Source organism: Geothrix sp. 21YS21S-2 (assembly GCF_030846775.1).
Taxonomy (GTDB): domain Bacteria; phylum Acidobacteriota; class Holophagae; order Holophagales; family Holophagaceae; genus Mesoterricola.
The window spans coordinates 3,574,456-3,591,470 of the sequence record NZ_CP132910.1; the positions used below are offsets into that span (position 1 = coordinate 3,574,456).

The 17,015-nt window shown below is 69.8% G+C and carries 18 protein-coding genes; 8 read left to right on the forward strand and 10 right to left on the reverse strand.

Going from position 1 to position 17,015, the window contains the following annotated elements; all coding sequences use genetic code 11:
• Window positions 1-9: 9 nt before the first annotated feature.
• Window positions 10-417 (forward strand): methylmalonyl-CoA epimerase, encoded by a 408-nt coding sequence (gene mce, locus RAH40_RS15780; protein WP_306598525.1) that lies wholly within the window; start codon window positions 10-12, stop codon window positions 415-417.
• Here mce and RAH40_RS15785 read toward each other — a convergent pair.
• Window positions 410-1,618, reverse strand: coding sequence for a serine/threonine-protein kinase (locus RAH40_RS15785; protein ID WP_306598526.1), 1,209 nt, complete (start codon window positions 1,616-1,618; stop codon window positions 410-412). The genes mce and RAH40_RS15785 overlap by 8 nt on opposite strands.
• Window positions 1,619-1,754: 136 nt before the next feature.
• On the opposite strand from RAH40_RS15785, the gene efp reads away from it, so the two are divergent.
• Both efp and rsgA read left to right on the forward strand, forming a co-directional pair.
• Window positions 1,755-2,330, forward strand: coding sequence for an elongation factor P (gene efp, locus RAH40_RS15790; RefSeq protein WP_306598527.1), 576 nt, complete (start codon window positions 1,755-1,757; stop codon window positions 2,328-2,330).
• A complete protein-coding gene (rsgA, locus tag RAH40_RS15795; protein WP_306598528.1) occupies window positions 2,330-3,421 on the forward strand; it encodes a ribosome small subunit-dependent GTPase A in 1,092 nt (363 codons plus the stop codon). The genes efp and rsgA overlap by 1 nt, the downstream gene beginning before the upstream one ends.
• Here rsgA and RAH40_RS15800 read toward each other — a convergent pair.
• From RAH40_RS15800 to RAH40_RS15815, 4 genes are read right to left on the reverse strand one after another with little or no spacing between them, the layout of a single operon-like run.
• On the reverse strand, window positions 3,414-4,169 hold the full coding sequence (locus tag RAH40_RS15800) for a YiiX/YebB-like N1pC/P60 family cysteine hydrolase (protein WP_306598529.1): 756 nt from the start codon (window positions 4,167-4,169) through the stop codon (window positions 3,414-3,416). The two genes, rsgA and RAH40_RS15800, sit on opposite strands and share 8 nt — an antisense overlap.
• Window positions 4,169-4,960 (reverse strand): glutamate racemase, encoded by a 792-nt coding sequence (gene murI / locus RAH40_RS15805; RefSeq protein WP_306598530.1) that lies wholly within the window; start codon window positions 4,958-4,960, stop codon window positions 4,169-4,171. Before murI ends, RAH40_RS15800 begins: the two co-directional genes overlap by 1 nt.
• Window positions 4,957-5,823 (reverse strand): 50S ribosomal protein L11 methyltransferase, encoded by an 867-nt coding sequence (locus RAH40_RS15810; protein ID WP_306598531.1) that lies wholly within the window; start codon window positions 5,821-5,823, stop codon window positions 4,957-4,959. Before RAH40_RS15810 ends, murI begins: the two co-directional genes overlap by 4 nt.
• 12 nt (window positions 5,824-5,835) lie before the next feature.
• Window positions 5,836-7,257, reverse strand: a complete 1,422-nt coding sequence (locus RAH40_RS15815) for a sigma-54-dependent Fis family transcriptional regulator (protein WP_306598532.1) — start codon at window positions 7,255-7,257, stop codon at window positions 5,836-5,838.
• Window positions 7,258-7,402: 145 nt separating this feature from the next.
• Between RAH40_RS15815 and RAH40_RS15820 the strand changes: the two genes are divergently transcribed.
• Both RAH40_RS15820 and RAH40_RS15825 read left to right on the forward strand, forming a co-directional pair.
• Window positions 7,403-8,053 (forward strand): hypothetical protein, encoded by a 651-nt coding sequence (locus RAH40_RS15820; RefSeq protein ID WP_306598533.1) that lies wholly within the window; start codon window positions 7,403-7,405, stop codon window positions 8,051-8,053.
• 186 nt (window positions 8,054-8,239) lie between these two features.
• Window positions 8,240-8,512 carry a hypothetical protein gene (locus tag RAH40_RS15825; protein WP_306598534.1) on the forward strand — a complete coding sequence of 91 codons (273 nt, stop codon included), beginning with the start codon at window positions 8,240-8,242 and terminating at the stop codon, window positions 8,510-8,512.
• Here the strand turns inward: RAH40_RS15825 and RAH40_RS15830 are convergent.
• From RAH40_RS15830 to RAH40_RS15850, 5 genes are all read right to left on the reverse strand, one after another.
• Entirely contained in the window at window positions 8,484-9,038 is a 555-nt protein-coding gene (locus RAH40_RS15830) for a hypothetical protein (RefSeq protein WP_306598535.1), read from the reverse strand. The two genes, RAH40_RS15825 and RAH40_RS15830, sit on opposite strands and share 29 nt — an antisense overlap.
• Before the next feature lie 154 nt (window positions 9,039-9,192).
• On the reverse strand, window positions 9,193-9,999 hold the full coding sequence (locus tag RAH40_RS15835) for a ferredoxin--NADP reductase (RefSeq protein WP_306598536.1): 807 nt from the start codon (window positions 9,997-9,999) through the stop codon (window positions 9,193-9,195).
• Window positions 10,000-10,034: 35 nt separating this feature from the next.
• Entirely contained in the window at window positions 10,035-10,358 is a 324-nt protein-coding gene (locus RAH40_RS15840) for a hypothetical protein (protein WP_306598537.1), read from the reverse strand.
• A complete protein-coding gene (locus RAH40_RS15845) occupies window positions 10,359-11,786 on the reverse strand; it encodes a 2Fe-2S iron-sulfur cluster-binding protein (RefSeq protein WP_306598538.1) in 1,428 nt (475 codons plus the stop codon).
• 61 nt (window positions 11,787-11,847) lie between these two features.
• Window positions 11,848-12,186 carry a hypothetical protein gene (locus RAH40_RS15850; RefSeq protein WP_306598539.1) on the reverse strand — a complete coding sequence of 113 codons (339 nt, stop codon included), beginning with the start codon at window positions 12,184-12,186 and terminating at the stop codon, window positions 11,848-11,850.
• A gap of 130 nt (window positions 12,187-12,316) precedes the next feature.
• Here RAH40_RS15850 and purH point away from each other — a divergent pair, with 130 nt between their 5' ends.
• Genes purH through RAH40_RS15865 form a run of 3 tightly spaced genes read left to right on the forward strand, consistent with a single transcriptional unit; the run spans window position 12,317 to window position 16,962 of the window.
• A complete protein-coding gene (gene purH / locus RAH40_RS15855; RefSeq protein ID WP_306598540.1) occupies window positions 12,317-13,852 on the forward strand; it encodes a bifunctional phosphoribosylaminoimidazolecarboxamide formyltransferase/IMP cyclohydrolase in 1,536 nt (511 codons plus the stop codon).
• An 11-nt stretch (window positions 13,853-13,863) separates the two neighbouring features.
• Entirely contained in the window at window positions 13,864-16,500 is a 2,637-nt protein-coding gene (alaS, locus tag RAH40_RS15860; RefSeq protein WP_306598541.1) for an alanine--tRNA ligase, read from the forward strand.
• Window positions 16,501-16,962 (forward strand): DUF6265 family protein, encoded by a 462-nt coding sequence (locus RAH40_RS15865; RefSeq protein ID WP_306598542.1) that lies wholly within the window; start codon window positions 16,501-16,503, stop codon window positions 16,960-16,962.
• Window positions 16,963-17,015: the final 53 nt, after the last annotated feature.

Below are 17,015 nucleotides of genomic sequence, written 5' to 3' on the forward strand. Positions count from 1 at the left end.
GGAGGCACTATGCAAATTCTTCGCATCAACCACCTGGGCATCGCGTCCCCCACCCTGGACGAGGCCATGGGCCGCATGGGCAGGCTCTTCGGCATGGAGGCCGACCACGTGGAGGAGGTCGCCGAACAGCGCGTGCGCACCGCCTTCTTCCCCGTGGGCCCCAGCACGCTGGAGTACCTGGAGTCCACCGACCCCGAGGGGCCCGTGGGCAAGTTCCTCGAGAAGAAGGGGCCCGGCATCCACCATGTGGCTTTCGAGGTGGACGATGTGGAGGCTGCCGTGAAGGAACTCCTGGCCAAGGGGGTGCGCATGATCGACAAGGAGCCCCGGGCCGGAGCCCACGGCTGCAGGATCGCCTTCATCCACCCGGCGGAGACGGGGGGGGTCCTCATGGAGCTCTGCCAATCGCCTAGGTAGGGGGCGCCGAGCTGTTCACGAGGCGGTAGAGCCACCAGATCAGCTGGCCCGCCACCAGGATGGCGATGAACCACTTGACCATGGTCAGGGGCGTCACCTCGTCTGCGCCCTGCCGGCGGTCCGGGCCCTGCCCGTGGCCGGGGGGGCGCGTGCTCGTGGGAGATTCGGTCTCCAGCTCGATCTTGACGGGGCTGGGGAGCGTGTAGGAGGGGATGGGGCGCACCGGGGTGGCCCGCACGCCGCCCAGGCCCGCGGTGGTCCTGCCGGTGGAGGTGGCGCTCGAAGGGGGCTCGGGGGGGATGGCGGACGAGGGGCGCAGGCGCCGGAGAGGCACGATGTCCCCGGCGTGGTCGTCGTGGCGGAACAGCTCGTTGACCCGGGCGCGGCAATTGGAATCCAGGGGGTAGGCGTCCACGAGGGGCAGCAGGAAGTCCATGAGGGAGCCGGGGCGCTCCTCGGGGTCCTGGGACAGCGCCTGGCGGAAGACCTTGGTCATGTCGCCGGACATTCCGGCGGGGAAGACCGGCGGCTCCGTCAGGATGTGGGTGATGACCGCGGCCACGTTGGTGCCCGGGTGCGGCAACTGGCCCGTGAGCAGCTCGAACGAGGTCACGGCGAACGCGTACCGGTCCGAGCTGGGGGTGGGGTCGCCGCCCCGCAGCAATTCGGGGGCGCTGTAGGCCGGCGAGCCCAGGAACTCGCCGGCGTTGGTGAGGCGCGGGGCCATGGTCTTGGCGATGCCGAAGTCCATGAGCTTGACCCGGCCGTCCTCGGCCACGAGGATGTTGTCGGGCTTGACGTCCCGGTGGACGATGGCGTGGCGGTGGGCCGCGCGCAGGGCCCGCATGGCCTGGATGAGGATCCCGAACTTGGTCTCGAGTTCCAGCGAATTGTCCCGGATGAACTTGCCCAGGCTGTTGCCCTCGACGTACTCCATGGCGATGAAGGGGCCCATGGCGGGCTCGTCGCCCACGTCGTACACCGTGACGATGTTGGGGTGGTTCAGCTGGGCGGAGATCTCGGCCTCGCGCTTGAAGCGCTCCAGGGCCTGCTCCCGCTCCTCGCCGGCGGCGCGGACCACCTTCAGGGCCAGGCGGCGCTTCAGGAGGGGGTCCTCCGCGAGGTAGACCACGCCCATGGCGCCCTGGCCAATGGCCCGTTTGACCAGATACCGGCCTATGCTCTTTGGAAGATCCGCCATTACGTTGTTCCTGCCCCCCATGATACAGGAATTGGGGGTTTTGCCCGGATCATGGCACTATTTCCCCTTGAGCGGTCTCCGGGACGGGTCTGTCGACGGGGGCGCCAATGTGAAATTCTTTATCCCCGAGGAAGCCATGGCCAGCCTGATCGAAGCGATCGCCGTAAAACGAAAGATGTTCTTCGAATTCGAGGACACCCCCTTCCACTGCCTGGACGTGGAGATCTCCACCCCCACGGCCCGCGGCGGCCAGACCCTGGTGCGCCTCAAGATGCGCAACCTCCTCACCCGCGCGGTCTTCGACAAGACCTTCAAGGCCGGCGACAAGTTCAAGGAGCCCGACCTCCAGATGGTGCAGGCCTCCTACCTCTACTCCGACGGGGACGGATCCCACTTCATGGACCAGGAGTCCTTCGAGACCCTGACCCTGGATGACGAGATGCGGGGCGACGCCCTGGACTTCCTGGTGGAGGGCGCCATCATCCAGATCCAGAAGTACAACGGCAATCCCATCGGCCTCCAGATGCCCACCCACGTGGAGCTTTCGGTCACCTACACCGAGCCCGGCGCCCGGGGGGACACGGCCAGCGGCAACGTCCTCAAGCCCGCCAAGCTGGAGACGGGCATCGAGATCAAGGTGCCCCTCTTCATCAAGGAGGGCGAGAAGGTCAAGGTGGCCGTGGAGACCCGGGAGTTCGCGGGGCGGGCCTGATGGGACGCAAGTACCGCCTGGGCCAGAGCCGGGACGCCCACGACCTGGACAGCCCCGACGCCTACGCGCGGGAGGGCAAGGCCCAGAGCAAGCGCCGCCAGCAGTCCGCCGAGCGCCTGACCACCGAGGCGGAATCCCACGATTCCGACTCCATGCTCCTGCTGCCCGACGCGGCCCCCTGGGCCCACCTGGAGGCCGCCACGCTGGTGTGGCGCCACAGCCAGATCGTGGACCTGGAGCTGGACGACCGCACGCCCATCCGCGCCACCCTGGCCGGCAAGCTCAAGGGGGTGAAGCTGGTGGTGGGCGACCGGGTGCGCTTCTCCCCGGTGCCCCTGGAGGCCCAGGACCCGGACCTCCCCCAGGTGCAGGTGGTGGCCGTGCTGCCCCGGCGCACGCTCCTCAAGCGCGGCGGCATCGACGACCGGGAGCCCTGGCAGCTCATCTGCGCCAACGCGGAGGAGCTCTGGGTGTGCGCGGCGGTGGTCGATCCGCCCCTGCGCCCGGGCCTCCTGGAGCGGGCCCAGACGCTGGCCCTGGCCTCGGGCCTGGGCTTCCGCATCATCGTCACCAAGCGGGACCGGGCCTCCAGCAAGGACACCCTCCCCGAACTGGACCCCCTGCGGGCCCAGAACCTGCCCATTATCGAGACCAGCGCCGTGACGGGCGCGGGCCTCCCGGAACTGGCCGGGCTCCTCAAGGGCCGCACGGTGGCCCTGGTGGGCCACAGCGGCGTGGGCAAGAGCACCCTCATCAACGCCCTGGCCCCCGGCCTCAACCAGCGCACGGGGGACATGAGCCGCTACGGCACCGGCCGCCAGACCACCACCGGCGCGCGGTGGCTGCCCTGCGCCACCGGCGGCACCCTCATCGACACCCCGGGCATCCGGAACCTGAGCGTGCGCGGCTTCCCGCGCACCCTGCTCCCGGCCATCTTTCCCGAATTCCCCCCGGAGTGGATCGAGGATCCCATGGCCCTGGACCCCGAGGACGAGGCCCTCGGCCTGGACTACCCGGAGCGGCTCCTGAGCATGCAGCGGCTGTGGCTGGAGATGGACGAGCGCAACCCGAACCAGAACGTCTTCAGGTGAGGTCCCAGGGGGCCGCGGTCTCCAGCAGGGGCCGCGGGGGCCCGAACTTGAGGATCTGGAAGTTGGCCGACAGGTCGAAGTCCCGGGGCATGATGTAGCTGGGGTGGCGGACCTGGGGCCCCGCGCCTTCGCCCAGGGGCGGCTGGATGGTGATGCCGGCGCGGTAGAAGGCCTTGGCGATGAGCGCCGAGCAGATCACCTCGCGGCTGCTGGAGCTGCCCAGGTAGAGGCTGCGCGGCCGGAAGCGCCGGGGCACGAGATGGAAGGGGAAGAGGTACCGGGCCAGGTCGAAGATGTTGCGCTGGTCGTAGCGCACGCCCAGGTGTGTCAGCAGCTCCATCATCACGCGGTCCAGGCTCCCGGGACGCAGTCCCTGGGGCCGGCAGACGCGGAGGTTGCAGTCCAGGTACATGGCCAGGGGCACGACCCGCACGCCGTCCTTCAGGTCGCTCTCGATGAGGAGGCGCGCGGCCTCCGGGCCGTACCGGTCCAGGGCCCGGTCCGCCTCGGGTCCGCCCCAGCGCAGGAGGGCGTCCCCGATGTACATCGTGGCGTGGCTCCAGGAGCTCTGGGTGAGGTACTTGATGATCTGGCTGATGCGGGTGTCGCCCTCCACCAGGATCACGTCCCCGGGCCGCAGCACGGCGCGCAGCAGCTCCGGGTCGTTGGGGACCCGGCGCTGGTAGCTGGACACGGTGCCCGTGAGGTACTCGACCAGGGCGCGGGACAGGGAGTCCTGGAGGAGCATCAGAGCTCCACGAGCTCCACGGAGTCCAGAGGCTCGCCCAGGAAGCGCTCACCGACCTCCTGGAGGCGGGTGCCGGCGTCCGTGAGCAGGATCCTCAGGTCGCCCCGGGCGCTGGCGGTGCGGAAGCCCAGGGAGCCCCGCAGGAGGTCCTCGACCGCCTTCGCCGCGAGCTCGCCGCTGTCCAGCCAGGTGGTGTCCGGGCGGGTGCGGTTCAGGCTGGGCAGCAGGGTGGGGTAGTGGGTGCAGCCCAGGACGATGGTGCGCACCTCGAAGGGTATCTGGTTCAGGTAGCGGCGGCAGATGGCGTCGGTGATGGGGTCGTCCAGCCAGCCCTCCTCCGCGAAGCCCACCAGGAGGGGGCAGGGCAGGCTGTGGATGACGGCCTGGGGGTTCCGTCGGCGGATGGCGTCGTCGTAGGCGCCGGACTGGATCGTGGCCAGGGTGCCGATGACGCCCACGGGCCCCTTGGCCAGGCTCGCGGCCTCCGCCCCCGGCTCGATCACGCCGATGACGGGGCAGGGCGCGGCGGCCTGCAGCGCCCCGAGGCCGTGGGCCGAGGCGGTGTTGCAGGCGATGACCATGAGCTTGGGCTTGTGGCGGCCCAGGATCGTCCCGGCCTGCAGGGCATAGCGCTCGATGGTGGCGTGGGACTTGTTGCCGTACGGCACCCGGGCGGTGTCGCCCAGGTACACGATGGACTCCTCGGGCAGGAGCCTGCGCAGCGCGCGCACCACCGTCAGCCCCCCGATGCCGGAGTCGAAGACCCCGATGGGCTGGTCCTGACGGTTCATGGGAGCTTCTCCGCCAGGATGGCCACCCAGGCGCCCTCGGTGGTCACCTTCAGGGGCCGGAAGCCGTAGGCCGCGAGGCTGATGAGGGCCTCGTCCTGGCGCTCGGCCAGGATGCCCGAGGCCACCAGCAGGGCTCCCGGCGCGGCGATGGAGGCCATGCGGGGCAGCAGGTCCTGGATGGTCTCCAGGAGGATGTTGGCGAGGAGGGTGTTCCAGGGGCCGTCGGCCCTGGGGTCGTCCAGGAGGCCCACGTAGTGGGTGAAGGGGCGCGCGCCGCCCAGGACGGCCTCGTTCAGGACCATGAACTCGTCCATGGCCGGGCCGCAGTCGGGGTCGTTGTCCAGGGCCGCGATGCGCCGGGCCCCGCAGAGCCAGGCGGTCAGCGCCAGGATGCCCGTGCCCGCGCCGATGTCCAGCACCGGGTCCTGGAGCCGGCCCGCCGCGGCCAGCTCCTCGAGGTGGGCCATGCACAGGCGGGTGGTCTCGTGGCCGCCGGTGCCGAAGGCGAGGCCCGGGTTCACGACGATGGGGGTGCGGCCGCCGGGAGCCGGGCTGGCGTCCCAAAGCGGGCGGATGTAGAAGCCCTGGCCGACCTCGATGGGGCCGAAGCCCTCCCGGCTCTTGGCCAGCCAGTCCTCGTCCTCGAAGCGCTCCTCGCGGAGCAGGCGCGCGCCGAAGGCGGCCAGGCCTCCGGCGTCGGGAGGGGTCAGGCCCGGAGGGAAATAGGCGAAGAAGGTGTGGGGGGGGTCCGCCTCGCGGTAGGTGGCGGTGGCGCCCCCTTCGGTGAGCCAGTCGCCCAGGCGGTCCTCCGCGGCCCCCGGTACCTCGAGCAGCCAGCGGGTGTGGGGAGATGCATGATCCATCCGACTAGGTTATCAGGCCTCGGCACCGTCCGGCGCGACGTCCTCCAGGTCCAGCCGCTTCATCTTTTCCAGGAACGTGGTCCGCTTGAGGCCCAGGAGCTCGGCCGCGCGCTTCTTGTTGCCCCGCGTCACCTGGAGGCTCTGGAGCATGAGCTTCTTCTCCACGTCCGAGACCACCTGGTTGAGGTCGACCCCCTCGGCGGGCAGGTCCATGGACTGCGCGGCCGACACCACGCCGGAAGGCGCGTAGGACTCCATGGGGGGCAGGGACTGGACGATCTCCCGGCCTTCGGGGATGCGGTCCGCCAGGAACGTGAAGTCCTCCCGCGTGAGCACGGGGCGCCCCGCGGAGAGCACGATGGCCCGCTCCACGGCGTTCTCAAGCTGGCGCACGTTGCCGCTCCAGGGCATGGCCATGAGCAGGGAATCCACCGAAGGGTGGATGGCCTTGGGATAGAGGCCGTGCTCCCGGGCCTTGCGGTTGAGGAAATGCTGGGCGAGGAAGGGGATCTCCTCCCGGCGCGCGCGCAGCGGGGGCAGGGTGATGGGCACCACTTCCAGGCGGTAGAAGAGGTCCTCCCGGAAGGAGCCCTCCTGCACCCGCTGCCACAGGTCGGAGTTGGTGGCCGCCACCACGCGCACGTCCACCTTCACGGGGCCTCCGCCGCCCAGGGGCTGCACTTCCCGTTCCTGGAGGACCCGCAGCAGGCGCACCTGGGCGCCCAGGGGCATGGTGCTCACCTCGTCCAGGAAGATGGTGCCGCCCGTGGCTTCCCGGAACTTGCCGGGGGCGTCCTTGCGGGCGTCGGTGAAGGCGCCCTTGGTGTAGCCGAAGAGCTCGGACTCGATGAGGTTGTCCGGGATGGCGCCGCAGTGCACGGGCACGAAGGGCAGGTCGGCCTGCGCGCTCATGGAGTGGATGGCCCGGGCGATGATCTCCTTGCCGGTGCCGCTCTCCCCTTGGAGGAGCACCGTGGCGCGGGTGGCCGAGGCGGCCTTGGCCTTGGCCAGCACCTCCTGCATGGCCGCGCCGATGCCCACCAGGCCGAGCGCGAGGGCCTGGGTGACCGTGAGGTTGAGCGGAGGCAGGGTGGCCGGGCGCAGCCCCGGCACCGGAGGAAGGTCCTGCATGGGCCCCCAGCGCACCGAGCCCAGGGCGCTCCAATGGAACAGCGAAGGGGCTTGCACGCCGTCGGTCCCGGGCGGGAGCAGGAGGAGGATGGGCAGCGCCCCCGCCTCCGCGCCGGCCCTCACCAGGGCGGGCGGCGGTTCCGGGGCGGAGGCCGTGATGACCCACAGATCGGTCTCCCGGGGCGGCAGGGCCGGCGCGCCTGCGCGGTCCAGCGTGATTTCCCATGCGCCGGCCCAGCGGTTCTCGAGCCCCAGGGTGGGCTCGCCGAGCGTGGACCAGTGGAGGCGGGGGAGTGGGGTCATCAGGACTTTCTGAGTTGTAAATAGCCTAGATGGTGTGGGAAAAGGGTCAAGTCAAAAACATGACACCCTTTCATGCGAATTGTTCAAGAAACTTCCAGCCCCACCCCCTTTGCTGCATCCTAGGGAAGCGTTTCCGGAGGCCCCCATGCACCTGACCCAGACCCTGGCCCTGACCCTCCTGGCCCTCCCCCTTTCCGCCCAGGCCTGGGATCTGCGCCTGGACGTGCCCTTCCCCCAGGGCCAGAACCTCCCCCAGACCCTCATCCAGGGCACCGGCACCCTGATCCGCCAGAAGAGCCTGGACACCGGCAGCGGCTTCACCTTCACCGCCAGCCACCGTATCGTCCGGGTGGGCCCCGTCCTGAAGCTGGAGTGGGGCGCCGAGTTCTCCCAGTGGAAGGCCAACGGCCAGGTCCAGCAGGGCGCCGCCACCGTGGACAGCCGCCTGAAGCAGTCGGGCCTGGGCCTGGGCCTCAACGCCCAGTTCTGGGTGCCCTTCACGGGTCTCGCCGGGGAGCTGGGCGTCATGGAGCGCTTCCAGAACTACAAGCTGACCCTCGCCGGCGCGGAGCAGACGAAGAACCTCGCCCGCCCCTGGCTGCGCGTGGGCATCCGCTACAGCCTGCCGCTGCCGGTGATCAATCCCTACTTCGCGGCCAGCTACCAGCAGCCCATCACGAAGGACAAGCCGGTGAACATCAATTCCGTGGGCGACGTCGCCGGCTACCTGGGCGCCCAGGGGTCGGGACAGGAATTCCAGCGCATGTGGACGTTCGGGGTGGGCGTCGCCTTCTAGGGGGGGCTGGATCAGGGGCTGGCTGTGTTTCCCCAGATATAGCCTGGTCGGGCGCCCGTTTTTCCCGTTCATCAAAAACCCATCAACCGGTTTTTTGCGCCCTTGACAGGCAGGCGGGCGAAGCCAATCTTTGCAGGTATAAAAGCAATGCAGCATTTATTGCAATGGCCCTTCCGAGGAGGCCCGATGCCCCCCGAAACGCAGGCAGCGCTCGTCGTGAAAGCGCGGCACCCTGGCGATTGCCTGGATTCCTGGAAGGGGATCGCCAGTTACGTCCGTGTCAGCGTCGCCACCGCCCAGCGGTGGGAAAAGAGCGAGAACCTCCCGGTGCACCGCCACATGCACCGGAAACAGGGATCGGTCTACGCATATGCCGTCGAGATCGACCGGTGGCTGGAGAGCCGGGAGGTTCCTCCTGACCTGCGGGAGCCTATTTCGCCGGAAGGACGTTGTTTATGAACCCTGTGTATTCAGGGGAGAAGTAGCCCACCTCCACGGTCCCGCCGGCGGCGGGGCCCCAGACGTAGGTGCCGCTGACCGCGATCATCCCCTTGGCGTGCTTGAAGCGCCCGGTGCCGGAGACGATGTGGTGGGGGCCCTGGTAGGTTCCGAAGCCCATGAGGCCCGGAGGGAGGGAGAAGGTCGCGATGGGGATGTGCGCGACGAAGGTGTCCGCGTAGGTCCCGTCGGGGAGCTTGTTGAAGGCGTAGGTATAGACGCCGTTCTTCCCGGTTCCGAAGGCTTCGCCGGGCCCGGCCCAGGTGTCCGTGCCGTCCTGCCCGGACCAGACGCCTTCCAGGAACTCCTTCCCGTCCAGCGTGAGCCAGATCGAACCGCCCCAGTAGTCGCCGTCGTTGAGCACGATGTCGCAGGGGCACTTGCCCCAGCCCATCCCCTTCACCTGGAGGGTGCTGGGGGGCTGGGTCGCCGAGGCGGCGAAAAGCGCCGCGAAGGCGAGGAAGACCACGATGAACAACCTCCGCATGGGAGTCCTCCTTTCTGAGGTAAAAATGATTGCGGACAGGGCCGGTCAGCCGTTTTTTTGGAACACGCCCACTCTTCCAGGGAAGGCCCCGGGACGGCAAACGGCAAAGTGCCACAAAGCGCCTCAAGGCGCCGCATCCGCCCCTTGGGCGATGTCACCAGTACTTTTCGAAATGGACCTGTCCCGGCTCTTTCTTCGTGTGCTCCCGGAAGCCCTCCGCCTGCAGGATGCCCAGCATGGCCTCCACCATCCCCGGGTTCCCGCAGAGGAAGAAGTCCGTGTCCCCGGGCGCGGGCCTGAGCCCCCAGCCCTTCTCCAGGTCGCCGCCGGCCCAGAAGTCCTGCAGGTGGCCCCTGAAGCCCTGCCATCCGGACTCCGGGCGGGAGAGGACCGGCAGGTAGGTGAAGTTCGCGTGGTCCCGCTCCAGGTGGAACAGCTCGTTCCGGTAGCCCAGGTCGCTGGCGTAGCGGGCGCCGTGGACCACGGCGAACTTCCGGTCCGGCTCGGAGGCGAGGTGCGTGCGCAGCATGGACATGTAGGGGGCGAGGCCCGTGCCGGTGGCGATGAAGGCCAGGTTCCGCCCGGGGGCCACCTGGTCCAGGGTGAACAGCCCGGTGAGCTTGGGCCCCAGCCAAAGGCGGTCGCCCTCCTGGAGCGCGAAGAGCCTCGGCGTCAGCGCGCCGCCGGGCACCTCCACGATGTAGAACTCCAGGAAGTCCCGGTCCAGGGAGGAGGACGCGATGGAATAGGCGCGCCGCGGGAAGGCGTCCCTGCCCTCCTCGGGGAGGGCGCCCGGGCTCCGGGGGGCCTCGGCGGGCAGGCCCAGCACCGCGAACTGGCCGGGCTTGAAGGGGGGCAGCTCCCAGCCGTCGGGCTTCACCCGGATGATCATCAGGCCCGGCGCCAGATCCTTGCGTTGGGTGACCTTGGCGTTGAGGTCCGGCATGGCGAAGCCTTTCACGAGGGTGAAAGGATATCCAATTTATCGCCTCGCCGTCAGCGGCGAATGATCCCGATGATCAGCCGGGCCACCCAGGGAATCCGCGCGGGCCCCTGGGCCCAGGACCATCCCGGAAGGCGCCGGAGCAGGTCCGGCGCCATGGCGGCGCCTCCGCGCACCACACGGCTGTCCAGGTCCAGGGTGTAGACCTCCCCGGGGAACTCCAGGCCGGCCAGTTCGGGGGCCACCCGCACCAGCTCGCCGTTCTGGTAGGGGAAGGTCACCACCAGGCCGTCCCGGTCATGCCGCCCCACCCAGTCCACCATGCGGCGGCACCGGTGGTCCTCGGCGTCATAGACCATCAATAGAATGCCGGACACTTAGACGTTGACTCCGTGGATCGCGCCGGCCAGTTCCCGGGCCCAGGCGGGGAGGGTCTTGACGCCCCTGGGAGGTTCCAGGGCCTTCTGGTAGCGGCGCAGTTCGCCCTCGTGGTTGATCACGAAGTCGCTCTCCTCCAGGTAGGTGGCCACCGGAAGGCGCGCGGAGCCGTGCAGGTCGGAAGGGATGGGCTCCAGGAGGAGGCTGAAGGGCACGGCCTCCAGGATCTCGGCTAGCTTCGCGGTCTCGGCGCGGCTGGAGAACTCGGCGTCGTGGAGCAGGACCACGGCCTTCACCTCGCCGCTCCTCACCCGGGCCAGGAGCTCGTCCAGGTGACCGAAGCGGAAGCCCCGCTCGGAGAACCCGCGGCGATTGAAGATGCCGTCGCCGCTGAGCTGCAGGGCGGGGAACTGCACCTGCTCCAGGCGGTCGCCGGTGCCGTAGCGCAGGTCGGGGCTGGAGGCGAGGTCGCCCAGGCGCTGGGCGGCGTCGCAGCCGAAGGTGCCCTGGCCGGCCACGGCCACCGAGCCCGCCTCGCGAAGGCGCGCAGCGATGGCCTCGGCCGGGGCGGGCGCGCCGCCCAGGAGCGGCGTGACGAGGCGGGTCGCGGGATCCAGGTCGTAGCGGTGCCAGGCGAGGCGCTCGGCGTCGAGCATGAACTGGGTGGAGAGTTTCGTCCCCTGGGGGCGGGGACGGAAGCGCCAGAGGCGGTTCTGGTCCACGTCGGCCCAGATGGGGTTGGCCATGGGGGAGTGGCGGCTGATGGTGGGCACCGGCTTGAGGTACCACACGCGCTTGTTGAAGCGGAAGTCGCGGCTGGTGAGCGCCCCCACGGGGCACAGGTCCACGACGTTGCCCGCCAGGGGGTTCTCGTCCATGGTGCGCCCGGAGTAGGTGGTGACCTCCAGCTCCGAGCCCCGGTTGGCCACGATGAGCTCGCCCGTGCCCGAGATCTCCTTGGTGAAGCGCACGCAACGGGTGCAGTGGATGCACCGGTTCTTGTCGATGACGATCTTGGCGCCCAGGTCCTCGTAGCGGTAGCGGCGCTTTGGCTCGACCATGCGGCTGTCGCCGCTGCCGTACTGGTAGCTGTAGTCCTGGAGCTTGCATTCCCCGGCCTGGTCGCAGATGGGGCAGTCCAGGGGGTGGTTGATGAGCAGGAACTCCATCACTCCGGCCCTGCCGTCGGCCACGGCCTTGGAGTTGGTGAAGACCTCCTGGCCGTCCCCGGCCACGGTGGTGCAGGATGTGGCGAGCTTGGGCTGCCCCTTGATCTCCACCAGGCACATGCGGCAGGTGGCCACGGGCGTCAGGGCGGAGTGGTAGCAGTAGCTGGGCACCGGGTATCCGGCCTGGGCGCACGCGTCCAGGAGCAGGGTCCCGGGCTCGACCTTCACCTCGATGTCGTTGATTTTAAGTGTCGGCATGGCTTTTCCCGAGTCAGGCCTTCAAGCATGAGGCAAAGGGGTGGAACGGACCAGGGGTGCTTTAGGGCGCGCCCGGGGTGGCGATCAGGCAATTTCGGCAGAAGTTGAGGAATTCCACCAAGTTCGGGATGTCGATCGTCACCCCTGAAGGCACCACATTACGGATGTGGACCCGCTTGCGCAGTTCCCCGCAGGCCTCCAGGCTGAACACGAACCAGGCCCGCCGGTCCTCCTCCGAGGACAGGTTGAACGAGACGATGCGGGTCTCGAAAAAGAGCTGGGGCCGGGTCTCCGCGTCGATGACGTGCCAGTCGGGGATGTGCCCGCGGCGGACGAACTGGTCCTTCAGCTCCTCCATGGTGTGCTGGATCGTGAACTGGACCTCCACCTGAACGTCCACGGGGACCTCCTTTTTTGATCCTGATCGGCCGGATTGGCTAATTCCGTTAACTCTGCCCTGCATCCTATCGCCCTTCCGGGGTTTTCCCCTTCGCTTCTCCGTGAAAGAATGGATCTTTCCGGGGAATGCCATGGCTACGGCTCTGATTTCGGTCTACGACAAGACGGGTCTCCTGCCCCTGGCCAAGGGCCTCGTGAACCAGGGCTGGGACCTCCTGGCCACCGGGGGCACCCTCAAGGCCCTCGCCGACGCCGGCGTGCCGGTGCGGGAGGTGGCCGACTACACCGGCGCTCCCGAGGCCTTCGGGGGCCGGGTGAAGACCCTCCACCCCAGGATCCACGGGGGCCTCCTGTTCCGCCGGGACGACCCGGCCCACGCGGCCGACGCGGAGCGCCTGGGCATCGGCCCCATCGACCTGGTGGTGGTGAACCTCTACCCCTTCGAGGCCACCGTGGCCCGGGCCGGGGCCACGGCGGAGGAGTGCATCGAGCAGATCGACATCGGCGGCCCCAGCATGCTCCGGTCCGCCTCCAAGAACCACGCCACCGTCACCGTCCTCACCGATCCCGCCCAGTACGGGACCTTCCTGGCGAAGCTGGCCGAAGGCACCTGGTCCCTGGAGGACCGCCGGGCCTGCGCCCTGGCCGCCTTCCAGCGCACCGCGGCCTACGATGCCGCCATCAGCGCCTGGATGGCCTCCGGCGCCCTCGGGGAGGGCCTGCCCGAGCGCCTCAGCATCGGCCTGGAGGCCAAGCAGACCCTCCGCTACGGCGAGAACCCCCACCAGCCCGCCGCCTTCTACGTGCGCCCCGGGGCCCCGGAGGAGGGCATCGCCGCCTGCCGCCAGCTCCAGGGCAAGGAGCTGAGCTTCAACAACCTCCTGGACTCGGACGCCGCGGCCCGCACCGTCTTCCAGTTCGCGGCCCCCTCCTGCGTCATCGTCAAGCACAACAACCCCTGCGGCGTGGGCCGCGGGCCCCACGTGCTCGAGGCCTTCCTGAAGGCCCAGGCGGGGGACCCCGTCTCCTCCTTCGGGGGCATCGCCGCCTTCAACCGCCCCGTGGGCGTGGAGGTGGCCCAGGCCATGGTCCAGAGCTTCTGGGAAGTGGTCATGGCCCCGGCCTTCTCCCCGGAGGCCCTCGGCCTCTTCGCCGCCAAGAAGCAGCTGCGGCTCCTGGAAACCCCCGCCACCTGGCCCCTTTCGGCCCACGGCCTGGACCTGCGCAGCATCGGCGGCGGCTTCCTGGTGCAGCGCCCCGACGACGCCTTCACCCCCGTCGAGCAGTGGCAGGTCAAGGCCACCGGCAGGGGCCCCAAGCCCCTGGTGGAGGACATGATCCTGGCCCAGACCGTGGCCAAGGCCGTCAAGTCCAACGCCATCGTCCTGGTGCGGGACGGAGGCACCGTGGGCATCGGCGCGGGCCAGATGAGCCGGGTGGACTCCGTGGAGATCGCCTGCCGCAAGGCCGGCGACCGCGCCAGGGGCTCCATCCTGGGCTCCGACGCCTTCTTCCCCTTCGCCGACGGCCTGGAACTGGCCGCCTCGCACGGGGTCTCCGCCATCATCGAACCCGGCGGCTCCCTGCGCGACAAGGACGTCATCGAGGCCGCCCAGCGCCTGGGGGTATGGCTCTTCTTCACCGGCACCCGGCATTTCCGTCACTAGAAAGTGGGATCATGAAAACCTCCGAACTCCGACAGCGCTTCCTGGACTATTTCGCCTCCCGCGGCCACCGCGTGGTCGCCTCCAGTTCCGTGGTGGGCCCCGCCGACGATCCCACCGTGATGTGGACCAACGCCGGCATGGTCCAGTTCAAGGACCTCTTCCTGGGCAAGGAGAAGCGCGACTACACCCGGGCCGCCACCTCCCAGAAGTGCCTGCGGGCCGGGGGCAAGCACAACGACCTGGACCAGGTGGGCTTCACCGCCCGCCACCACACGTTCTTCGAGATGCTCGGCAACTTCAGCTTCGGCGACTACTTCAAGGCCGACGCCATCGCCTACGCCTGGGAACTGGTCACGGGGCCCGTCGACAAGGGCTGCCTGGGCCTGGACGCCTCGCGCCTCTGGGTATCCGTCTTCGAAGGCGCCGACGGCGTCCCCGCCGACGACGAGGCCCGGGAGATGTGGGCCAAGGCGGGCGTGCCCCGCGACCACATCCTGGCCTTCGGCAAGAAGGACAACTTCTGGCAGATGGGCGACACCGGCCCTTGCGGCCCGTGCAGCGAGATCCACTACGACCGCGGACCCCAGTACGCCGGCGACGACCTCCCCAACGGCGAGGGCGACCGGGTCATGGAGATCTGGAACCTCGTCTTCATGCAGTACGACCGCGACGCCCAGGGCAACCTCAAGCCCCTGCCGCGGCCCAGCATCGACACGGGCATGGGCCTCGAGCGCGTGGCCTCCATCCTCCAGGGCGTGGACAGCAACTACGAGATCGACCTGTTCAGGCCCATCTTCGAGGCCATCTGGAAGCGCGCCAAGGTCGATCCCGCCCAGCGCGCCGAGACCACCAACCGCACCGCGAGCCAGGTCATCGCCGACCACATCCGCGCCGCCACCTTCATGGTCTACGACGGCGTGGTGCCCAGCAACGAGGGCCGCGGCTACGTGCTGCGCAAGATCATCCGCCGGGCGCTGCGCTTCGGCCGCAAGCTGGGCATCGAGGGCCGCTTTTTCGCCGAACTCGCGCCTTCCGTCTTCGCCGCCATGGGCGACGCCTACCCCGAGCTGGAAGGGGAGCTGAGCCGCATCGCCAAGACCCTCGCCCGCGAGGAGAACCAGTTCAGCCTCACCCTCACCACCGGCCTCAAGCAGCTGGAATCGCTCAACACCGCCTCCGGCGCCATCCCCGGCACCGAGATCTTCAAGCTCTACGACACCTTCGGCTTCCCGGTGGACCTGGTGGAGGACTGGTGCCGGGAGCGGGGGCTGGCCTGCGACCTGGAAGGCTTCAACGCCGCCCTGCGCGAGCAGAAGGCCAAGGGCCGCGCGGCCATGAAGGTGCATGACATCCGCCTGGGCGGGGACCTCGCCGCCCTGGCCGACCTGCGCGCCACGGCCTTCCTGGGCTACGACGTCACCGAGGCCCAGGGCAAGGTGGTGGCCCTCTTCGACGCCGGGAGCCGGCGCGTGAAGGAGCTCACCGGCACGGGCTTCGTCCTGCTGGACCACACCCCCTTCTACGCCATGAGCGGCGGGCAGGTGGGGGACACCGGCGTCCTGCGGGCCGACGGAGTCACCTGCCAGGTCACCGATACCACGGCGCCGGCCCCCCGCCGCCACCTCCACCACGTGGCGGTCTCCGGCAGCCGGGCCCTGCGCGAGGGCGAGACGGTCCTGGCCACCGTGGACGCCGAGCGCCGCGCCCGCATCCGGGCCCACCACACCGCCACGCACCTGCTCCACGCCGCCCTGCGCGACGTGCTGGGCACCCACGTGAAGCAGGCCGGTTCCGTGGTGGACGCCGATCGCCTCCGCTTCGACTTCAACCACTTCGCCCCCCTGGAGCCCGACCAGGTGCTGGAGATCGAGCGCCTCGTCAACGAGCAGACCCTGGGCGCCTACCGCACCACCAGCCAGGTCATGCCCATCGAGGAGGCCCTGGCCGCCGGCGCCATGGCGCTGTTCGGCGAGAAGTACGGCGACACCGTGCGGGTCGTCTCGGTGCCCGGGTTCTCCCGGGAGCTGTGCGGCGGCACCCACGTCGCCAACACCGGCGAGATCGGCCTGGTGAAGATCGTCAGCGAAGGCGCCGTTGCCGCCGGCGTGCGCCGCCTGGAGGCCGTGGCCGGCGCCGCGGCCCTGCACCGCCTCCAGGAGGACGAGCACCTCCTGGGCGCCCTGGCCCGCCAGGTGAACACCCCCCGCGAGGCCCTGGGCGGCGTCATCGCCGCCAAGGAGGCCCGCATCCACGAGCTGGAGCGGGAGCTGAAGGAAGCCAAGCTCAAGGCCGCCGGCTCCGGCGGCGCCGCCGAGCAGGTGGAGCAGGTGGGAGGCCGCACCGTGGTCACCCTTTCCGTGGAGGGCATCGACGGTCCCGCCCTGCGCGAGATGATGGACCAGGTGCGCACCCGCCACCGCAGCGCCGTCATCGCCCTGGCGTCCAGGCTCGCCGAGGACAAGCTGGCCATCCTGGTGAGCGTGTCCCTGGACCTGGTGGGCGGCGCCGACGCCGGCGCCCTCCTGAAGGCCATGGCCCCCTTCGTGGACGGCCGCGGCGGCGGCAAGAAGGAACTGGCCCAGGGCGGCGGCACGAAGCCCCAGGGCCTGCCCGAAGCCTTCGCCGCCCTCAGGGCCGCCCTGGCCTAGATGCGCCTCCTTCCCGCCCTCCTCCTCGCCACGGCCCTGGCCGCCCAGGCGCCCTCCCTGCCGCGCCTGGCGTGGCTGGAGGGCGCCTGGGTGGGCGAGGCGGACGGCGTCCTCCAGGAGGAGACCTGGAGCGCCCCGGCGCAGGGCAACCTCCAGGGCATGTACCGGGAGCTCAAGGGCGGCCGGATCCTGGTCATGGAGCTCCTCTCCTTCTCGGAGGAGGCCGACGGCCCCTGGCTCACCATGCGCCACTTCGGACCGGGCCTGAAGCCCCGGGAGGAAACCCCCCTGCGCTGGCGCGTGGCCGAGGCCGCCCCCGGCCGGGCGCGCTTCGTGAACGAACCCGGCGGCGCGACCCTGGACTACGTCCGGGACGGCGATACGATGCGGGTCCGGCTGGAGATCCCCCGCAAGGAGGGGAGCCGGGTGGAGACGTTCGTCTTCCGGCGGAAGCAAAGCTAGCGCGCCGCGGATTTCCTTGGGGACCCAGGGTCAAGGGTCCTCGCGAGGGTGCC